Source organism: Aquabacterium sp. J223 (genome assembly GCF_024666615.1).
Lineage (GTDB): Bacteria > Pseudomonadota > Gammaproteobacteria > Burkholderiales > Burkholderiaceae_C > J223.
Window position 1 is genome coordinate 394074 of record NZ_CP088297.1, and the last position, 14565, is coordinate 408638.

Genomic DNA, 14565 nt, shown 5'->3' on the forward strand with positions numbered 1-14565 from the left:
TCAGGCGCCGTGGCACTTCTTGAACTTGCGGCCGCTGCCGCAGGGGCAGGGGTCGTTGCGGCCCACCGGGGGCGCGGCATGGCGGCGGGGCGCGACCTGGTAGCGCGCGTCCACCGTCGCATCCCACAGGCCGACCACCGCGTCGACCAGGTCGTCGATGGCCTCGTCGGTGGACGCGAGCGGGAACTCGGCCTCGGCGGCCTCGCGGGCGCGCACGTCCTCGCCGTCCTCGGCCGGCAGGTGCCGCAGCAGGCGCTCGAACAGCGCGTCGGCCTCGTCGGGCCAGGGATCCGACTCCCGGCCCAGCCGGGCCATGGCCAGCTCGAAGCCCGCCACCCAGCCCATCAGCACCGCCGACCAGGCCGGCAGGCCCAGTTCGCCGGCCTGCTCGGCCAGCGCCGCGTCGTCGGCCGGCAGCAGCGGGTCGAAGGCGCCGTCCTCGGCGATGGCCTCGTTCAGCGCGGCCAGCCGTCGCTCGGCCAGCACCCGCACCCGCGACAGGTCCGTCCCCTCGGGCGGCGGCCGGCCCTCGTGGTCGGCCACGAAGGGCCACCATTCGTCGACCGGCACCAGGCGCGGCTGCACCAGCACGCCGCAGAGGAAGCCGTCGAGCATGACCACGTCGAGGGGTTCGAGCGGCTCCGGCAGGTCAAGGCCCTGCGCCAGTTCGTCGAGTTCGGAGTCGTTCAGGTCCTGGGCCATGGCGGGGATGGTGCAAAGAAGAAGCCGCCCCAAGGGGCGGCTTCGCGGCGGACGGACCGCCGGGTCAGGCGGCCAGCTGCTGCTCGATGCGCTGCTTGGTCTGCACCAGCGCGGTGGGCAGGTGGTAGGCCAGCTGGTCGAACAGCTCGCCGTGCAGCGCCATCTCCTGCTGCCAGGCGGCGCGGTCGATGCCGATCACCGAGGCGAACTGCTCGCGGCTGAAGTCGAGGCCGGTCCAGTTCAGGTCCTCGTAGCGCGGGCTGACGCCGAACACATGCGCCTCGCCCTGCGCGGTGCCGTCCACCCGCTCGAGGATCCACTTCAGCACGCGCATGTTCTCGCCGTAGCCGGGCCAGACGAACTTGCCGTCGGCGCCCTTGCGGAACCAGTTGACGCAGTAGATGTTGGGCAGCTTGGCGCCGGTGGCCTGCAGCTTGTCGCCCAGGTTCAGCCAGTGCTGGAAGTAGTCGCTCATGTTGTAGCCGGCGAACGGCAGCATGGCGAAGGGATCGCGGCGCACCACGCCCTGCTGGCCGAAGGCGGCGGCCGTGGTCTCCGAGCCCATGGTCGCGGCCATGTACACGCCCTCGACCCAGTTGCGCGCCTCGCTGACCAGCGGCACGGTGGTCGAGCGGCGGCCGCCGAAGATGAACGCGTCGATGACCACGCCCGCGGGGTTGTCCCACTCGGGGTCGAGCACCGGGTTGTTGGTGGCGGCGACGGTGAAGCGGGCGTTCGGGTGCGCGGCCTTGGCGCCGGTCTCGCGGGCGATCTGCGGCGTCCAGTCCTTGCCCTGCCAGTCGATGCAATGGGCCGGCGGGGTGTCGGTCATGCCCTCCCACCACACGTCGCCGTCGTCGGTCAGCGCGACGTTGGTGAAGATGACGTCGCGCTTCAGCGAGTCCATGCAGTTCGGGTTCGTCAGCCGGTTCGTGCCGGGGGCGACGCCGAAGTAGCCCGCCTCGGGGTTGATCGCGCGCAGCTGGCCCTGGGCGTCGGGCTTGATCCAGGCGATGTCGTCGCCGATGGTGGTGACCTTCCAGCCCTCGAAGCCCTCGGGCGGGATCAGCATGGCGAAGTTGGTCTTGCCGCAGGCGCTGGGGAAGGCGGCGGCGACGTGCTTCTTGCGGCCCTGCGGGTCGGTGACGCCGAGGATCAGCATGTGCTCGGCCAGCCAGCCTTCCTCACGGCCCATGGTCGAGGCGATGCGCAGGGCGAAGCACTTCTTGCCCAGCAGCGCGTTGCCGCCATAGCCCGAGCCGTAGCTCCAGATCTCGCGGGTCTCGGGGTAGTGGACGATGTACTTGGTCTTGTTGCACGGCCAAGCCACGTCCTTCTGGCCGGGCTCCAGCGGGGCGCCGATGGTGTGCACGCAGGGCACGAACTCGCCGTCGTCGCCGAGCACGTCCAGCACGGCCTTGCCCATGCGGGTCATCAGGCGCATGTTCACGGCCACGTACGGGCTGTCCGACAGCTCGACGCCGATGTGGGCGATGGGCGAGCCGATCGGGCCCATGCTGAAGGGCACCACGTACATCGTGCGGCCGCGCATGGCACCTCGGAACAGCGCGTTGTCCCCCGTCTGCAGCAGGGCGCGCATCTCGGCCGGCGGCATCCAGTTGTTGGTGGGACCGGCGTCTTCCTGGCGCGCGCTGCAGATGAAGGTGCGGTCCTCGACCCGGGCGACGTCGCTGGGGTCGGTGATGGCCAGGTAGCTGTTGGGCCGCAGCTCCGGGTTGAGCTTCTTGAAGGTGCCGGCATCGACCAGCTGCTGGCAGAGGCGGTCGTACTCGGCCTGCGAGCCGTCGCACCAGTAGACGTCGGCCGCCTCGGTGAGGGCGGCCACCTCGGCCACCCAGGCGATCAGACGGGCGTGGCGCACATGCGCCGGGACATTGAGGCGCAGGCCTTCCATGACGGGTCGGTTCATCACGACAACTCCAAGGATGAAAGAAGTGGGATCGGGCCAGTCCTCCGAGAGGGAAGGACTGGCCCGATGCCACCGGTCGCGGGTCGGCGGGAGCGCCGGCCAGGCCGCAGGCACTTCTCGCGCCCAGTCGGCCCCCACACCACTGTCATGTCAGTGTAAAGAGGGGTCCCGACCGGGCTATGCAAATCCGGAATGGGGGAATGCATGACACCCGAACCGCCCCCCACCTGCCTGCAGGGGGTGGGACGGCGGCCCGTGACAACCGTCACGCCCGGACGGCGCCGGCCTCCCAGGCCGGGTAGTCGGTGTAGCCGGCGGCGCCGCCGCCGTACATCGTCCTGCGCTCGGGCGTGGCCAGCGGCAGGTCCTCCTTCAGCCGCCGCACGAGGTCGGGGTTGGCGATGAACGGCCGGCCGAAGGCCACCAGGTCGGCCGCCCCGCTGTCCACCGCCTGCAGGGCCATGGCCCGGTCGTAGCCGTTGTTGACGATCCAGGCGCCGGCGAAGCGGCGCTTGAGCGCGGCGTAGTCGAAGGGCGCGACGTCGCGCGGGCCGCCGGTCGAGCCCTCGACGACGTGCACGAACGCCAGCTTCAGCGGCGCCAGGCGCACGCCGGTGCGGGCGCCGCCGATCTCGCCGGCCACCGCCCGCATCACCTCGTGCAGCAGCCGGGTGCGGTTGTTGATGGAACCACCGTAGTCGTCGTCGCGGTCGTTGATGCTGTCGCGCAGGAACTGCTCGATCAGGTAGCCGTTGGCGGCATGCACCTCGACGAAGTCGAAGCCGGCGTCCGTCGCCCGCCGCGCGGCACGGGCGTAGTCCTCGACGATGCCGGCGATCTCCTCGCGTCGCAGCGCGCGCGGGGCGGAGACGTCCTCGAAGCCGTTGCGGGTGAAGGTCTTGGCCTGCGCCGCCCGGGCGGTGGACGACACCGGCACCTCGCCCTCGGGCAGCAGCGAGACGTGCGAGATGCGGCCGACATGCCACAGCTGCACCGCGATGCGCCCGCCGGCGGCGTGCACCGCGTCGGTGATCCGGCGCCAGGCCGCGACCTGGTCGTCGCGGTGCAGGCCCGGGGTGTCGAGGTAACCGTGGCCGAGCGGCGAGATCGGCGTCGCCTCGGTGACGATGAGGCCGGCGCTCGCACGCTGGCGGTAGTAGGTGACGGCGAGGTCGGACGGCACCTGGTTCGGCGCGCGGTTGCGGGTCAGCGGTGCCATGACGATGCGGTTGGACAGCGGCACGTCGCCGACGGTGACGGGTTCGAACAGACGGGACATCGGTGGCATGTGGTGAGCGGGATCCACCGAGCGTAGCCAGCAGCGGGAAGGCTTGCCCGCCCCCGGACATGCCGTTTCGGGGTAGGCGTTCGACGCCGCTACAGTGCCCCGCATGCTCGCCTACCGCCATGCCTTCCACGCCGGCAACCACGCCGACGTGCTCAAGCACCTGGTGCTCGTCCAGGTGCTCAAGCACATGGCGGCCAAGGACAAGCCCTTCACCTACGTCGACACCCACGCCGGCGCCGGCGGTTATGCGCTGGACAGCCGCTACGCCAGGCAGCACGAAGAGGCGGCCGACGGCATCGCCGCGCTGTACGACGCCACCGACGCGCCGGCCGCGGTGGCCGAGTACCTGGCCGAGGTGCGCGCCTTCAACGGCGGCGGCCCGCTCGAGCAGTACCCCGGCTCGCCCGGCTTCGCCGCCCAGCGGCTGCGCGCCGACGACCGCATGCGGCTGTACGAGCTGCACCCCACCGACTGCCGCATCCTGGAGAGCTACCTGGCCAGCCGGCCGCAGACGCAGGTGATGCAGAGCGACGGCTTCGCCGCGCTGAAGGCGGAGCTGCCGCCGCCCTCGCGCCGCGGGCTGGTGCTGATCGACCCGCCGTACGAACTGAAGGCCGACTACGACCGCACCCTGGCCGCCGTGCGCGAGGCGCTGCAGCGCTTTGCGCAGGGGGTGCTGCTCATCTGGGTGCCGCAGTTGCGCACGGTGCAGAGCGAACGGCTGCCGCAGCGGCTGCTGGCCAGCGTCGACCAGTCGGCCGCCCGCGGGTGGCTGCACGCCCGCTTGACGGTCAGCCAGGGCGGCGAGCGCGGCTTCGGCCTCATCGGCAGCCACCTGGTGGTGGTCAATCCGCCGTTCGGCCTCGAGCCGGCGCTGCGCGAGGCGCTGCCCTGGCTGGTCGAGCGGCTGGGCCGGTTCGAGGGCGCGGGCCACCTGCTGGAGCAGCGGCTGCCCTGAGTCCGGCCGGCGGTGGACCACCCGATCCCGGGGCCACACCGGAGGGAGGTCAGGCGCCGCAGGGATACTCGCGCCGCCCGCCTTTCGCCCGCTTCCCGATGAACCTCAGCCCCGCCGCCTGGCGCCGCATCGTCCCCTTCGCCGTCTTCATGCTGCTGCTGGCCGTGCGCGGCGCGCTGCCGGCCGACGGGGCGCTCGACCCGCGCTGGCTGTACACGCTGACGGTGGTCGTGGTCGGTGCCCTGCTGCTGTGGTGGTGGCGCGACTACGGGGAACTCAGCCGCGCCAACGCACCCACCGTCGGCGAGGGGCTGCTGTCGGTGGTCGTCGGCCTCGTCGTCTTCGCGCTGTGGATCACGCTGGACGCGCCGTGGATGCGGCTGGGCGAGGCCAGCGCCAGCTTCGACGGCCGCGGGCCCGACGGCCGGCCGGACTGGTCGCTCATCGTGCCGCGCTGGATCGGCGCGGCCCTGCTGGTGCCGGTGATGGAGGAGCTGTTCTGGCGCTCCTTCCTGATGCGGTGGATCGCCAAGCCGCAGTTCGAGGCGGTGCCGCCGGCCCAGGTGGGGGTCAAGGCCATCGTGCTGTCGACCTTCGTCTTCATGCTGGCGCACACGCTGTGGCTGGCCGCCATCGTCGCCGGGCTGGCGTACGCGCTGCTCTACGTGCGCACCGGCAAGCTGTGGACGGCGGTGATCGCCCACGCGGTGACCAACGGCGTGCTCGGCGCCTGGGTGGTCGCCACCAACCGGTGGGAGTTCTGGTGAGGGTCGGCTCAGCCGGCTGACCGCTCCCCGGGCGGCAGGTCCTCGCGGCCGCGGGGACCGTGAGCGTCCTGCAGCGCCAGGAAGACGGCGCAGTGCCCGCGCAGGTAGACCAGCCCGGGCAGCGCCAGCGCCAGCGCGAACACCAGCCCGCCGCCGACCAGCGCCGCCGCCGCCCGCGGGTCCTGAACGATGGGCTGGCGCGCGGCGCCGAGGCTGCGCAGCCCGTAACCGTAGAGGCCGGCGATCCACTGGTCCATCGGCAGGTCGGGGCCCACCAGTTCGGACAGCAGCAGCACCGCCCGTGCACCGCTGGCGACGACGAAGGTGACCAGCGCCCCCACCAGCGCCGTCAGGCCGGCGACGGCGAGCACCAGCAGCACCGCCTCCACCAGGCGGCTGCGCAGCAGGTGAAGCAGGAAGCGCAGCATCCCGCCCAGGGGCTCGCCGCTCCAGGCGGCGGGGGCGGCGAGCGGGCCGACCACCAGCGCCAGCACCAGCAGGCCCCCGCCCAGCAGCAGCACCGCCAGCGGCACCGCCAGGCCGAACACCGCCGGTCCGACGCCCGGCAGCCGGCCGCCGGCCAGCAGCGCCGCCGCCGCGCCGAACAGCAGCGCCGCGGCGACGACCAGCACCGCCAGCAGTGCCAGCAGCCGCAGCGCCGGGCGCAGGGCGTCGCGCACCGCGTCGCCGATGCTGCGGCAGGGCTGGCCCCGCGCCTGGTCCATCAGCACCAGGCCCGCCGCGTTGGCGCCGTAGAACGCGACCGCCAGCCCGAGCGCCAGCTGCCACCAGGGCGCCGAGCCGGCCGGGTCGCTGGCCGCCGAGGACCTCGCCATCGCGAGAAACAGCCCGCCACCGGAAAATCCCGCCAGCAAAAGGTACAGCGCACCGCCATTGCGCAAGGCATCGACGCTGCCGAGGACGCGGTCAAGGGCCTCGACGGGTCGGACGGAGCGCGCTTTCATGGGCCGGGATGGTAGGGATGTTCCTGGGCAGGGCTTATCGCCTCATGGCAACACCCTGGGCTCAGCCTCTTGCCGGCGGCTCCGCGATTGCCTAGATAATCACAAATCTGTGTCTGGACGCGGCGCCTTGGCTGGCTTGGTCGATGGGTTGAAGCTCCATATGCATTTGTGAAACTGAAAGGGCTTCCCCCATGGGAAACAAGTTATACGTCGGCAATCTGGCCTACAGCGTCCGGGATGAAACGCTTCAGGAAGCGTTTGCGCAATTTGGGGCGGTGAGCTCCGCCAAGGTGATGATGGACCGCGAAACCGGCCGCTCCAAGGGCTTCGGCTTCGTGGAGATGGGCACGGACGCGGAGGCGCAGGCCGCCATCAACGGCATGAACGGCCAGCCCCTGCAGGGCCGCGCGGTGGTCGTGAACGAGGCCCGTCCTCGTGAAGAGCGCCCGGGCGGCTTCGGTGGCGGCGGCGGTGGCCGTGGCGGCTACGGCGGCGGCGGTGGTGGCTACGGTGGCGGCGGCGGTGGCGGCGGCTACGGTGGTGGTGGCGGTGGCCGCGGTGGCTATGGCGGCGGCGGCAGCGAAGGCGGCGGCGGCGGTTATGGCGGCGGCGGTGGCCGCGGCGGCTATGGCGGCGGCGGTGGCCGCAGCCCCTACGGCAGTGGTGGCGGCCGGGGTGGCAACGGCGGCAGCAGCGGCGGTGGCTATGGCGGCGGTGGCCGCGGCGGCTACTGACCCAGGCCCAGTGCCCGGTGCCTCACCGGGTCGCCTTACGAAAACGGGTGCTTCGGCACCCGTTTTTCATGGCGCGTCGGCGTGCGCCCCAGGGTGGCGGTGCTTGCGCGGCTGGCCGGCGATGAGGCGGTCGAACAGCGCCGCCGGCAGCTGGCGCATCAGGCGCGCCACCACGGCCATCGGCCAGGGCACGACGCGCCAGGCACCGCCGGCGTCCATCACCCGCCAGGCGCGCCGGGCGAAGGCGTCGGCGCCGAGCCGGAAGGGCATCGGATAGCGGTTGTCGCGGGTGAGGGGCGTGTCGACGTAGCCGGGCAGCAGCGCCTGCACCTGCACCCCGTGCGGCCGGCATTCGCCGCGCAGGCTCTCCAGGTAGGCGATGAGACCGGCCTTGCTGGCGCAGTAGGCGCCATGGCCCGGCAGGCCGCGCACGCCGGCCACGCTGGCGATGCCGACCAGCTGGCCCTGGCCGCGGTCGCACATCGGCCCGATGAAGGGCTGGAAGGTGGCGGCCACGCCGAGCAGGTTGGTGCGCAGCACCTGCTCCATCACCGCCAGGTCCTCGGCATGGCGGGTGTCGACCCCCAGGCTGATGCCGGCGTTGGCGATCACCCGCTGCGGCAGGCCCTGGGCGGCCAGGCAGGCCCGCCCGGCGGCCGTGATGGAGGCGACGTCCTGCACGTCGGCGGCGTAGACCGCCGCGTCGGCGGCGGTCCAGCCCTGCTGCGCCACCCAGGCGCGCAGCGTCGCCTCGCGGCGCGCCATCAACGCCAGCCGCCACCCCCGGCGGTGCGCCTCGCGCGCCAGCGCCTGGCCGATGCCGCTGGAGGCGCCGGTGACGACCACCAGCGGCCGCGTGTCGGCGGCGCTCACCGTGCGCCCCCGCGCCCGGCCGACGGCGGGAAGCTGGCGCGGCTGCGGCCCTGGGTCTGCACCAGGCGCCGGGCGTGGTCGTAGTCCAGCCCCTGCGCCTGCATCTCGCTGCCGGCCTGGCGGATGCGCACCGGCAGGTGCGTGCGCAGGCGCTGCTGGTCGATGAAGGCGTGCAGGAACTCGCTGCGGAACTCCACCGGCGGCGCGTCGGGCGATTCGCTGCGCACGTCGGCGTCGCCGAGCAGCTGCACCTCGCTGCCGTCGGCGCGGGCGCGGCCGAGGCGCGCGGTGGCCACCGTCAGCCGGCCCTGCGGGTCCACCGCGCGCAGCCGGGGCTGGTCGATCTCCAGCGTGTCGTCGTCGGGGTAGTGGCGCATCTCGCGGCCCTGGATGCGCAGCGTCAGCCGGCCGTCGACGCGGAACCGCTCGACGGTGAAATCCTGCATCGAGTAGTCGGGCTCGTGGCGCTTCGGCCGCTCGCCGCTGGGCTTGAGCAACCCGGGGGTGTTCTGCACCAGCCACCAGGTGGCCAGCGCCAGCAACGCCATGAGCAGCAGCGGCAGGTAGGTGCTCACCACCTGCTGGCCGTCGAGCAGGCGCTGGCGCCAGGTGCGGCGCGGGCCGTCAGCGGCCGCCATCGAGCGTGTCGAGCTGCCCTTGCAGCAGGGCGGCGTAACGACCGGCGGCAATGAGCAGCAGGTCGCAGAACTCGCGCGCCGCGCCCTCGCCACCGCGGGCGGTGGTGACGTGGTGGGCCAGCGCCAGCGCTTCGGCATGGGCCTGCGGCGGGGCGCAGGCGAAGCCGGCACGCTGCAGCAGCGGCAGGTCGGGCCAGTCGTCGCCGATGACGGCCACCTCGGCCCAGGTCCAGCCCTGCGCTGCCAGCAGCGCCTCGGCCACCGCGAGCTTGTCCTTCACGCCATAGGCGGCGTGCGCGACGCCGAGGTCGGCCATGCGGCGCCGCACCGCCGGCGAGTCGCGGCCGGTGATCACGGCGGGCACGATGCCGCCCTGCGCCAGCAGCTTCAGGCCATGGCCGTCGAGCACGTGGAAGGCCTTGACCTGCTCGCCGTCGGCGCCGATGTAGAGCCGACCGTCGGTGAGCACGCCGTCGACGTCGAAGATCGCCGCGCGCAGCCGCCCGGCCGGGCCCTGGGCCCGCAGCAGCAGCTCGGGCGGGACGTCGAGCGCGGGCCGCAGCGCCATCAGATGACCTTGGCCTGCATCAGGTCGTGGCTGTTGAGGGCGCCGATCAGGCGGTCCTCGTCGTCCACCACCAGCACGCTGTTGACGCGGTGGTCCTCCATCAGCTGCGCCGCCTCGGCGGCCAGCGCGCCGTCGCGGATGCGGCGCGGCGAGCGGTGCATGACCTCGTGCGCGCGCAGCGCGCGCAGGTCGCCGCCGCCCTCGACCAGCCGGCGCAGGTCGCCGTCGGTGAAGACGCCGAGCACCCGGCCCTCGCCGTCGACCACCGCGGTCGCGCCCAGGCCGGCGCGGGTCATCTCGCGCATCACCTCGGGCAGCGGCGTGTCCGGCGCGACGCGGGGGACGGCGTCGCCGCGGCGCATCAGGTCGCCCACGTGCGTCAGCAGCTTGCGGCCCAGCGCGCCGCCGGGGTGGGAGCGGGCGAAGTCGGCCTCGCCGAAGCCGCGGGCGTCGAGCAGCGCCACCGCCAGCGCATCGCCCAGCGCCATCTGCGCGGTGGTGCTGGCGGTGGGCGCGAGGTTGAGCGGGCAGGCTTCCTGGTCGACGCCGCTGTCGAGCACGATGTCGGCATGGCGGGCCAGGGTCGAGCCGGCACGGCCCGTCATGCCGATCAACGGCACGCCCAGGCGCTTGAGCACCGGCAGGATGAGGTTGAGCTCGTCGCTCTCGCCGGAGTTGGAGATGGCCAGCACGATGTCGTGCTCGGTCACCATGCCGAGGTCGCCATGCCCGGCCTCGGCCGGGTGCAGGAACAGCGCCGGCGTGCCGGTGGAGGCCAGCGTGGCGGCGATCTTACGGCCGACGTGGCCGCTCTTGCCCATGCCGCTGACCACCACCCGGCCGCGGCAGGCCAGCACGGCGCGCACCGCTTGCACGAAGGCCGTGCCCTGGCGCTGCGCGAGGGCGTGCAGCGCACGCGCCTCGATCTCCAGGGTCTGCGCGGCCAGGCGCAGCAGGCGATCGGGATCGCCGAGGTGACCGGCGGCGGCGCGATCGGTGGCGGCAGGGGCGTCAGCAGGGGTGTCGGCCAAGGCGGTCGCCCCCTGGCGGTCCAGGGGCTCGAATAGGATCGGCGATTCTAGGAAACCGGATGGCCACCACCCTCGAACTCGTCCTGCTTTACCTTGTGGCGGCCGTGGCCGGCGTGGTGGCCTGTCGGTCGTTGAAGCTGCCGCCGATGCTGGGCTACCTGGCGGTGGGCGTGGTCATCGGGCCCAACGCGCTGGCCCTGGCGCGCGACGAATCGGGCGTGCAGCACCTGGCCGAGTTCGGCGTGGTGTTCCTGATGTTCGTCATCGGGCTGGAATTCAACCTGCCCAAGCTGCGCAGCATGCGCAAGCTGGTCTTCGGTCTCGGCATGTCGCAGGTGGTGCTGACGGTGCTCGGCGCCGTGGTCGGCAACCTGCTGCTGGCCACCGGCTTCCCGCTGCTGGGCCGGCAGTGGGAGCTGGACTGGCGCGGCGCGGTGGTGCTGGGTTCGGCCATCGCCATGTCGAGCACGGCCATCGTCGGCAAGCTGCTCGCCGAACGGCTGGAGCTGGAGAGCGAGCACGGCCGCCGCATCATGGGCGTGCTGCTGTTCCAGGACCTGGCGGTGGTGCCGCTGCTGGTGCTCATCCCCGCGCTGAACTCCGGCGCGGAGGAGATGGCGGCGCGCGCTGGCGCTGGCCGGCGTGAAGGCGGCGCTGCTGCTCGCACTGCTGCTGGTCGGCGGCCAGAAGCTCACCCGCTGGTGGCTGACGCTGGTGGCCCGGCGCAAGAGCGAGGAGCTGTTCGTCCTCAACCTGCTGCTGATGACGCTGGCGCTGGCCTGGCTGACCGAGCAGGCCGGGCTGTCGCTGGCGCTGGGCGCCTTCCTGGCCGGCATGCTCATCGCCGAGACCGAATACAAGCACCAGGTGGAGACCGACATCCGGCCCTTCCACGACGTGCTGCTGGGGCTGTTCTTCATCACCATCGGCATGCGGCTGGACTGGCGGCCGCTGGTCGACCAGTGGCTGCTGGTCGGACTGCTGGCGGTGCTGCCGGTGGTGGCCAAGTTCGTGCTGGTGGCGGTGCTGGCACGGCTGTTCGGCGCGCAGCCCGGCGTCGCCATCCGCACCGGCCTGTACCTGGCCCAGGCCGGCGAGTTCGGCTTCGTGCTGCTGACCCTCGGCGCCGACGGCGGGCTGGTCGACCCGCGCTGGATGAGCCCGGTGCTGGCCAGCATGGTGCTGTCGATGCTGGCCACGCCCTTCATCGTGATGTACAGCAACCGCATCGTGATGCGGCTGTCGGCCAACGACTGGCTGATGCAGTCGGTGGCGCTGACCTCGATCGCCAAGAAGTCGATCCGCACCGAGGGCCACGTGATCATCTGCGGCTACGGCCGCAGCGGGCAGAACCTGGCACGGCTGCTGGAGCAGGAGCACATCCCCTACATGGCGCTGGACCTCGACCCCGACCGCGTGCGCCAGGCGGCCGCGGCGGGCCAGAGCGTGGTGTTCGGCGACGCCGCGCGGCTGCCCAGCCTGATGGCCGCCGGCCTGGCGCGGGCGGCGGCGGTGGTGGTGAGCTACCACGACACCCCGTCCGCGCTGAAGATCCTGCAGCACGTGCGCCAGCACGCGGCCAAGGTGCCGGTGGTGGTGCGCACCATCGACGACGCGGACCTGGAGCGGCTGCGCGCCGCCGGCGCCACCGAGGTGGTGCCCGAGGCCATCGAGGGCTCGCTGATGCTGGCCAGCCACGCGCTGGCGCTGGTCGGGGTGCCGATGCGCCGCGTCATCCACCTGGTGCGCGACGCGCGCGACAAGCGCTACCGCCTGCTGCGCGGCTACTTCCACGGTGCCGACGACGACACCCTGGAGGAACTGCACCAGGAGCGGCTGCTCAGCCTGAACCTGCCGGCCGCCGCGCCGGTGCTGGGCCGCCGGCTGGGCGACCTGGCGCTGCACGCGGTGGGGGTGCAGGTGGTGTCGCTGCGGCGAGCCGGCGGGCAGGTGCTGCAGGCCGACGACGCGCTGGCGCTGGCCGCCGGCGACACCCTGGTGCTGTCGGGCCAGCCGCAGGCGCTGGCGCTGGCCGAGGAGGCGCTGCTGAAGGGCTGAACCGCCCCGCCGGTCAGGGCTTGGCGATGGAGCGCCGCAGCACCACCGGCTTGCCGCCCATGGTGCGCTTGGTCATCCAGGCGGCGAGCGCCGAATCGAGGTAGTCGGCATGCCCCGGGAACCACTGGAACAGGTGCAGCGCGAAGTCGTGCACCAGCTCCAGCCCCCGCTCGCCGCTGGCCACCAGCTGCCGCACCTCTCGGGTCGACTTGAGCACCGCCTCGTGCTCCTCGATGTGGCAGTCGCGCGGCGGGAACTCGGTGCTGCGCATCCAGCCGTCCTCCTGCTCGAAGTGGTCCACCGCATGGCGCTCGAAGGCATCGAGCGCCGACAGCATGGTGGCCTCGGTGCTGGTCAGCAGCGCGAAGGCGACCTGGTAGAACTCCTCGTGCGTCTCGTCCATCGGCGTGTAGCCGAGGACGCGGGCATCGGACCACAGGAAGGACGCGGTGCTGGCCGGTTCCGGCGCGTTGGCATCGCGCAGCAGGGGCGGGTTCTTCATGGCGGGACGGCGTTGGCAGGCGGTGGCGGCGGGGCGCAGGTGCCCACTGTAGCGATCCCGCCCGCGCGGCGCACAATCGCGCCCCCAACCGCCGCACGCCATGGACACCGACGCCTTCATCCGCCACCACATCCGCACCGTGCCGGATTGGCCGTCGCCGGGGGTGCAGTTCCGCGACATCACGCCGCTGCTGCAGAACCCGAAGGTCTTTCGCGTCCTCATCGACACCTTCGTGCACCGCTACTTCGACGTGCGGCCCGACCTCATCGCCGGCCTCGACGCGCGCGGCTTCATCATCGGCTCGGTGCTGGCCTACGAGCTCAACGTCGGCTTCGTGCCCATCCGCAAGAAGGGCAAGCTGCCCTTCACCACCGTCGCCGAGACCTACGAACTGGAGTACGGCTCGGCCACCGTCGAGCTGCACACCGACGCGGTCAAGACCGGCGACCGCGTGGTGCTGATCGACGACCTCATCGCCACCGGTGGCACCATGATGGCCGGCAAGCGCCTGCTCGAGCGGCTGGGCGCCGTCGTCATCGAAGGCGCGGCCATCGTCGACCTGCCGGAGCTCCAGGGCTCCGCGCGGTTGCGCGAAGCCGGGCTCGCGGTGCACACCCTCGTGCATTACGCCGGGCACTAGGGCCCACCTGTCTGGAACCCGAATGATTTCCCACGACCCGGCATCCGCCAACTCCGACGACGGCGCCCGCCTGACGGTGCTCATCGCCGACGACAACCACGATGCGGCGGAAAGCCTGGCGCTGCTGCTCGACCTCGAAGGCCACGAGGTGCGGACCGTGGGCGATGGCCGCCAGGCGCTGACGCTGGCCGAGGCCTGGCGGCCGCGCGTGGCCCTGCTGGACATCGGCATGCCCGGCCTGAACGGCTACCAGTTGGCGCAGGCCCTGCGGGCCACCGACTGGGGCCAGCGCATGCTGCTCATCGCGCTGACCGGCTGGGGCCAGTCGGACGACCAGGCCAAGGCGCACGACGCCGGCTTCGACCACCACTGCACCAAGCCGGTGGACGCCGACCAGTTGCTGGCCCTGATCGCGCAGCCGCGGGCCGGCTGAGCCGCGCCGCGCTCAGCGGCCGTCGCCGCGGCCGCGCCCCTCGCCGTGTCCGCGGTCGCCCGGGCCACGGCCGGGACCGTCGTCACCGCGTCCGGGCCGCCAGCCGTGCTGCCGCCGGTCGTGCCCATGCCCCGGCCCTTGCCACTGCGGCGGTGCCGACGGGGGTGCCACCCAGCGCGGCGGTGGGGCGACCCAGCGCGGCGGGGGCGGCGCCACCCAGCGCGGCGGCGGGGGGCGGCGCATGGCGGTAACCGGGGTGGTAGCCGCCGGAACCGCCGTACAGCCACACCTGCCCGGTGACCGGCGGCGGCATCACCACCACGTCGCCGGGGTACCCCGGCTGCACCGGCGCGACGGCGCAGCCGCCCAGCGCGCCGAGCAGCAGCAAGGGGCCGAGCAGGCGCCAGCGCGACGGCCGGAGGCGGGAGGTCATGGGCGGGCTGTAGAACGACATGACGGCTCAACGCGGCACCGCGGT

At 72.8% G+C, this 14565-nt stretch carries 15 protein-coding genes and 1 pseudogene; 6 read left to right on the top strand and 10 right to left on the bottom strand.

All coding sequences use genetic code 11. The features are described from left to right. From LRS07_RS01875 to LRS07_RS01885, 3 genes are all read right to left on the bottom strand, one after another. Positions 1-702, bottom strand: a complete 702-nt coding sequence (locus LRS07_RS01875) for a UPF0149 family protein (RefSeq protein WP_260500340.1) — start codon at positions 700-702, stop codon at positions 1-3. A 64-nt stretch (positions 703-766) separates the two neighbouring features. Beyond that, positions 767-2632, bottom strand: coding sequence for a phosphoenolpyruvate carboxykinase (GTP) (locus tag LRS07_RS01880; protein ID WP_260500341.1), 1866 nt, complete (start codon positions 2630-2632; stop codon positions 767-769). A gap of 265 nt (positions 2633-2897) precedes the next feature. Continuing rightward, positions 2898-3911: an alkene reductase gene (locus LRS07_RS01885; protein WP_260500342.1), complete on the bottom strand. Its 1014-nt coding sequence runs from the start codon at positions 3909-3911 to the stop codon at positions 2898-2900. Between the two features lie 112 nt (positions 3912-4023). On the opposite strand from LRS07_RS01885, the gene LRS07_RS01890 reads away from it, so the two are divergent. Continuing rightward, positions 4024-4878 (top strand): 23S rRNA (adenine(2030)-N(6))-methyltransferase RlmJ, encoded by an 855-nt coding sequence (locus LRS07_RS01890; RefSeq protein ID WP_260500343.1) that lies wholly within the window; start codon positions 4024-4026, stop codon positions 4876-4878. Between the two features lie 98 nt (positions 4879-4976). Beyond that, positions 4977-5645, top strand: a complete 669-nt coding sequence (locus LRS07_RS01895; protein ID WP_260500344.1) for a CAAX prenyl protease-related protein — start codon at positions 4977-4979, stop codon at positions 5643-5645. Between the two features lie 8 nt (positions 5646-5653). On the opposite strand, the gene LRS07_RS01900 is transcribed toward LRS07_RS01895, so the two are convergent. Beyond that, positions 5654-6610, bottom strand: a complete 957-nt coding sequence (locus LRS07_RS01900) for a hypothetical protein (RefSeq protein WP_260500345.1) — start codon at positions 6608-6610, stop codon at positions 5654-5656. Between the two features lie 191 nt (positions 6611-6801). On the opposite strand from LRS07_RS01900, the gene rbp reads away from it, so the two are divergent. Continuing rightward, on the top strand, positions 6802-7344 hold the full coding sequence (gene rbp / locus LRS07_RS01905; protein ID WP_260500346.1) for an RNA-binding regulator: 543 nt from the start codon (positions 6802-6804) through the stop codon (positions 7342-7344). A 66-nt stretch (positions 7345-7410) separates the two neighbouring features. Here the strand turns inward: rbp and LRS07_RS01910 are convergent, their stop codons facing one another. Genes LRS07_RS01910 through LRS07_RS01925 form a run of 4 tightly spaced genes read right to left on the bottom strand, consistent with a single transcriptional unit; the run spans position 7411 to position 10379 of the window. Then, positions 7411-8217, bottom strand: coding sequence for an SDR family oxidoreductase (locus tag LRS07_RS01910; protein ID WP_260500347.1), 807 nt, complete (start codon positions 8215-8217; stop codon positions 7411-7413). Then, positions 8214-8855, bottom strand: coding sequence for an LPS export ABC transporter periplasmic protein LptC (lptC, locus tag LRS07_RS01915; RefSeq protein ID WP_260500348.1), 642 nt, complete (start codon positions 8853-8855; stop codon positions 8214-8216). Before lptC ends, LRS07_RS01910 begins: the two co-directional genes overlap by 4 nt. Then, the gene (locus LRS07_RS01920) at positions 8842-9423 is read right to left on the bottom strand and encodes a KdsC family phosphatase (protein WP_260500349.1); all 582 of its coding nucleotides are present in this window, start codon (positions 9421-9423) and stop codon (positions 8842-8844) included. Before LRS07_RS01920 ends, lptC begins: the two co-directional genes overlap by 14 nt. After that, positions 9423-10379: a KpsF/GutQ family sugar-phosphate isomerase gene (locus tag LRS07_RS01925; protein ID WP_260502010.1), complete on the bottom strand. Its 957-nt coding sequence runs from the start codon at positions 10377-10379 to the stop codon at positions 9423-9425. The genes LRS07_RS01920 and LRS07_RS01925 overlap by 1 nt, the downstream gene beginning before the upstream one ends. Before the next feature lie 134 nt (positions 10380-10513). On the opposite strand from LRS07_RS01925, the pseudogene LRS07_RS01930 reads away from it, so the two are divergent. Beyond that, positions 10514-12512 (top strand): annotated as a pseudogene (locus LRS07_RS01930) (cation:proton antiporter domain-containing protein). A gap of 13 nt (positions 12513-12525) precedes the next feature. Here LRS07_RS01930 and LRS07_RS01935 read toward each other — a convergent pair. Further along, on the bottom strand, positions 12526-13014 hold the full coding sequence (locus LRS07_RS01935; RefSeq protein ID WP_260500350.1) for a hemerythrin domain-containing protein: 489 nt from the start codon (positions 13012-13014) through the stop codon (positions 12526-12528). A gap of 100 nt (positions 13015-13114) precedes the next feature. Here LRS07_RS01935 and LRS07_RS01940 point away from each other — a divergent pair, with 100 nt between their 5' ends. Further along, positions 13115-13654, top strand: a complete 540-nt coding sequence (locus LRS07_RS01940) for an adenine phosphoribosyltransferase (protein ID WP_260500351.1) — start codon at positions 13115-13117, stop codon at positions 13652-13654. 22 nt (positions 13655-13676) lie between these two features. Further along, a complete protein-coding gene (locus tag LRS07_RS01945) occupies positions 13677-14087 on the top strand; it encodes a response regulator (RefSeq protein ID WP_260500352.1) in 411 nt (136 codons plus the stop codon). Between the two features lie 82 nt (positions 14088-14169). On the opposite strand, the gene LRS07_RS01950 is transcribed toward LRS07_RS01945, so the two are convergent. Then, the gene (locus tag LRS07_RS01950; protein ID WP_260500353.1) at positions 14170-14520 is read right to left on the bottom strand and encodes a hypothetical protein; all 351 of its coding nucleotides are present in this window, start codon (positions 14518-14520) and stop codon (positions 14170-14172) included. Positions 14521-14565: the final 45 nt, after the last annotated feature.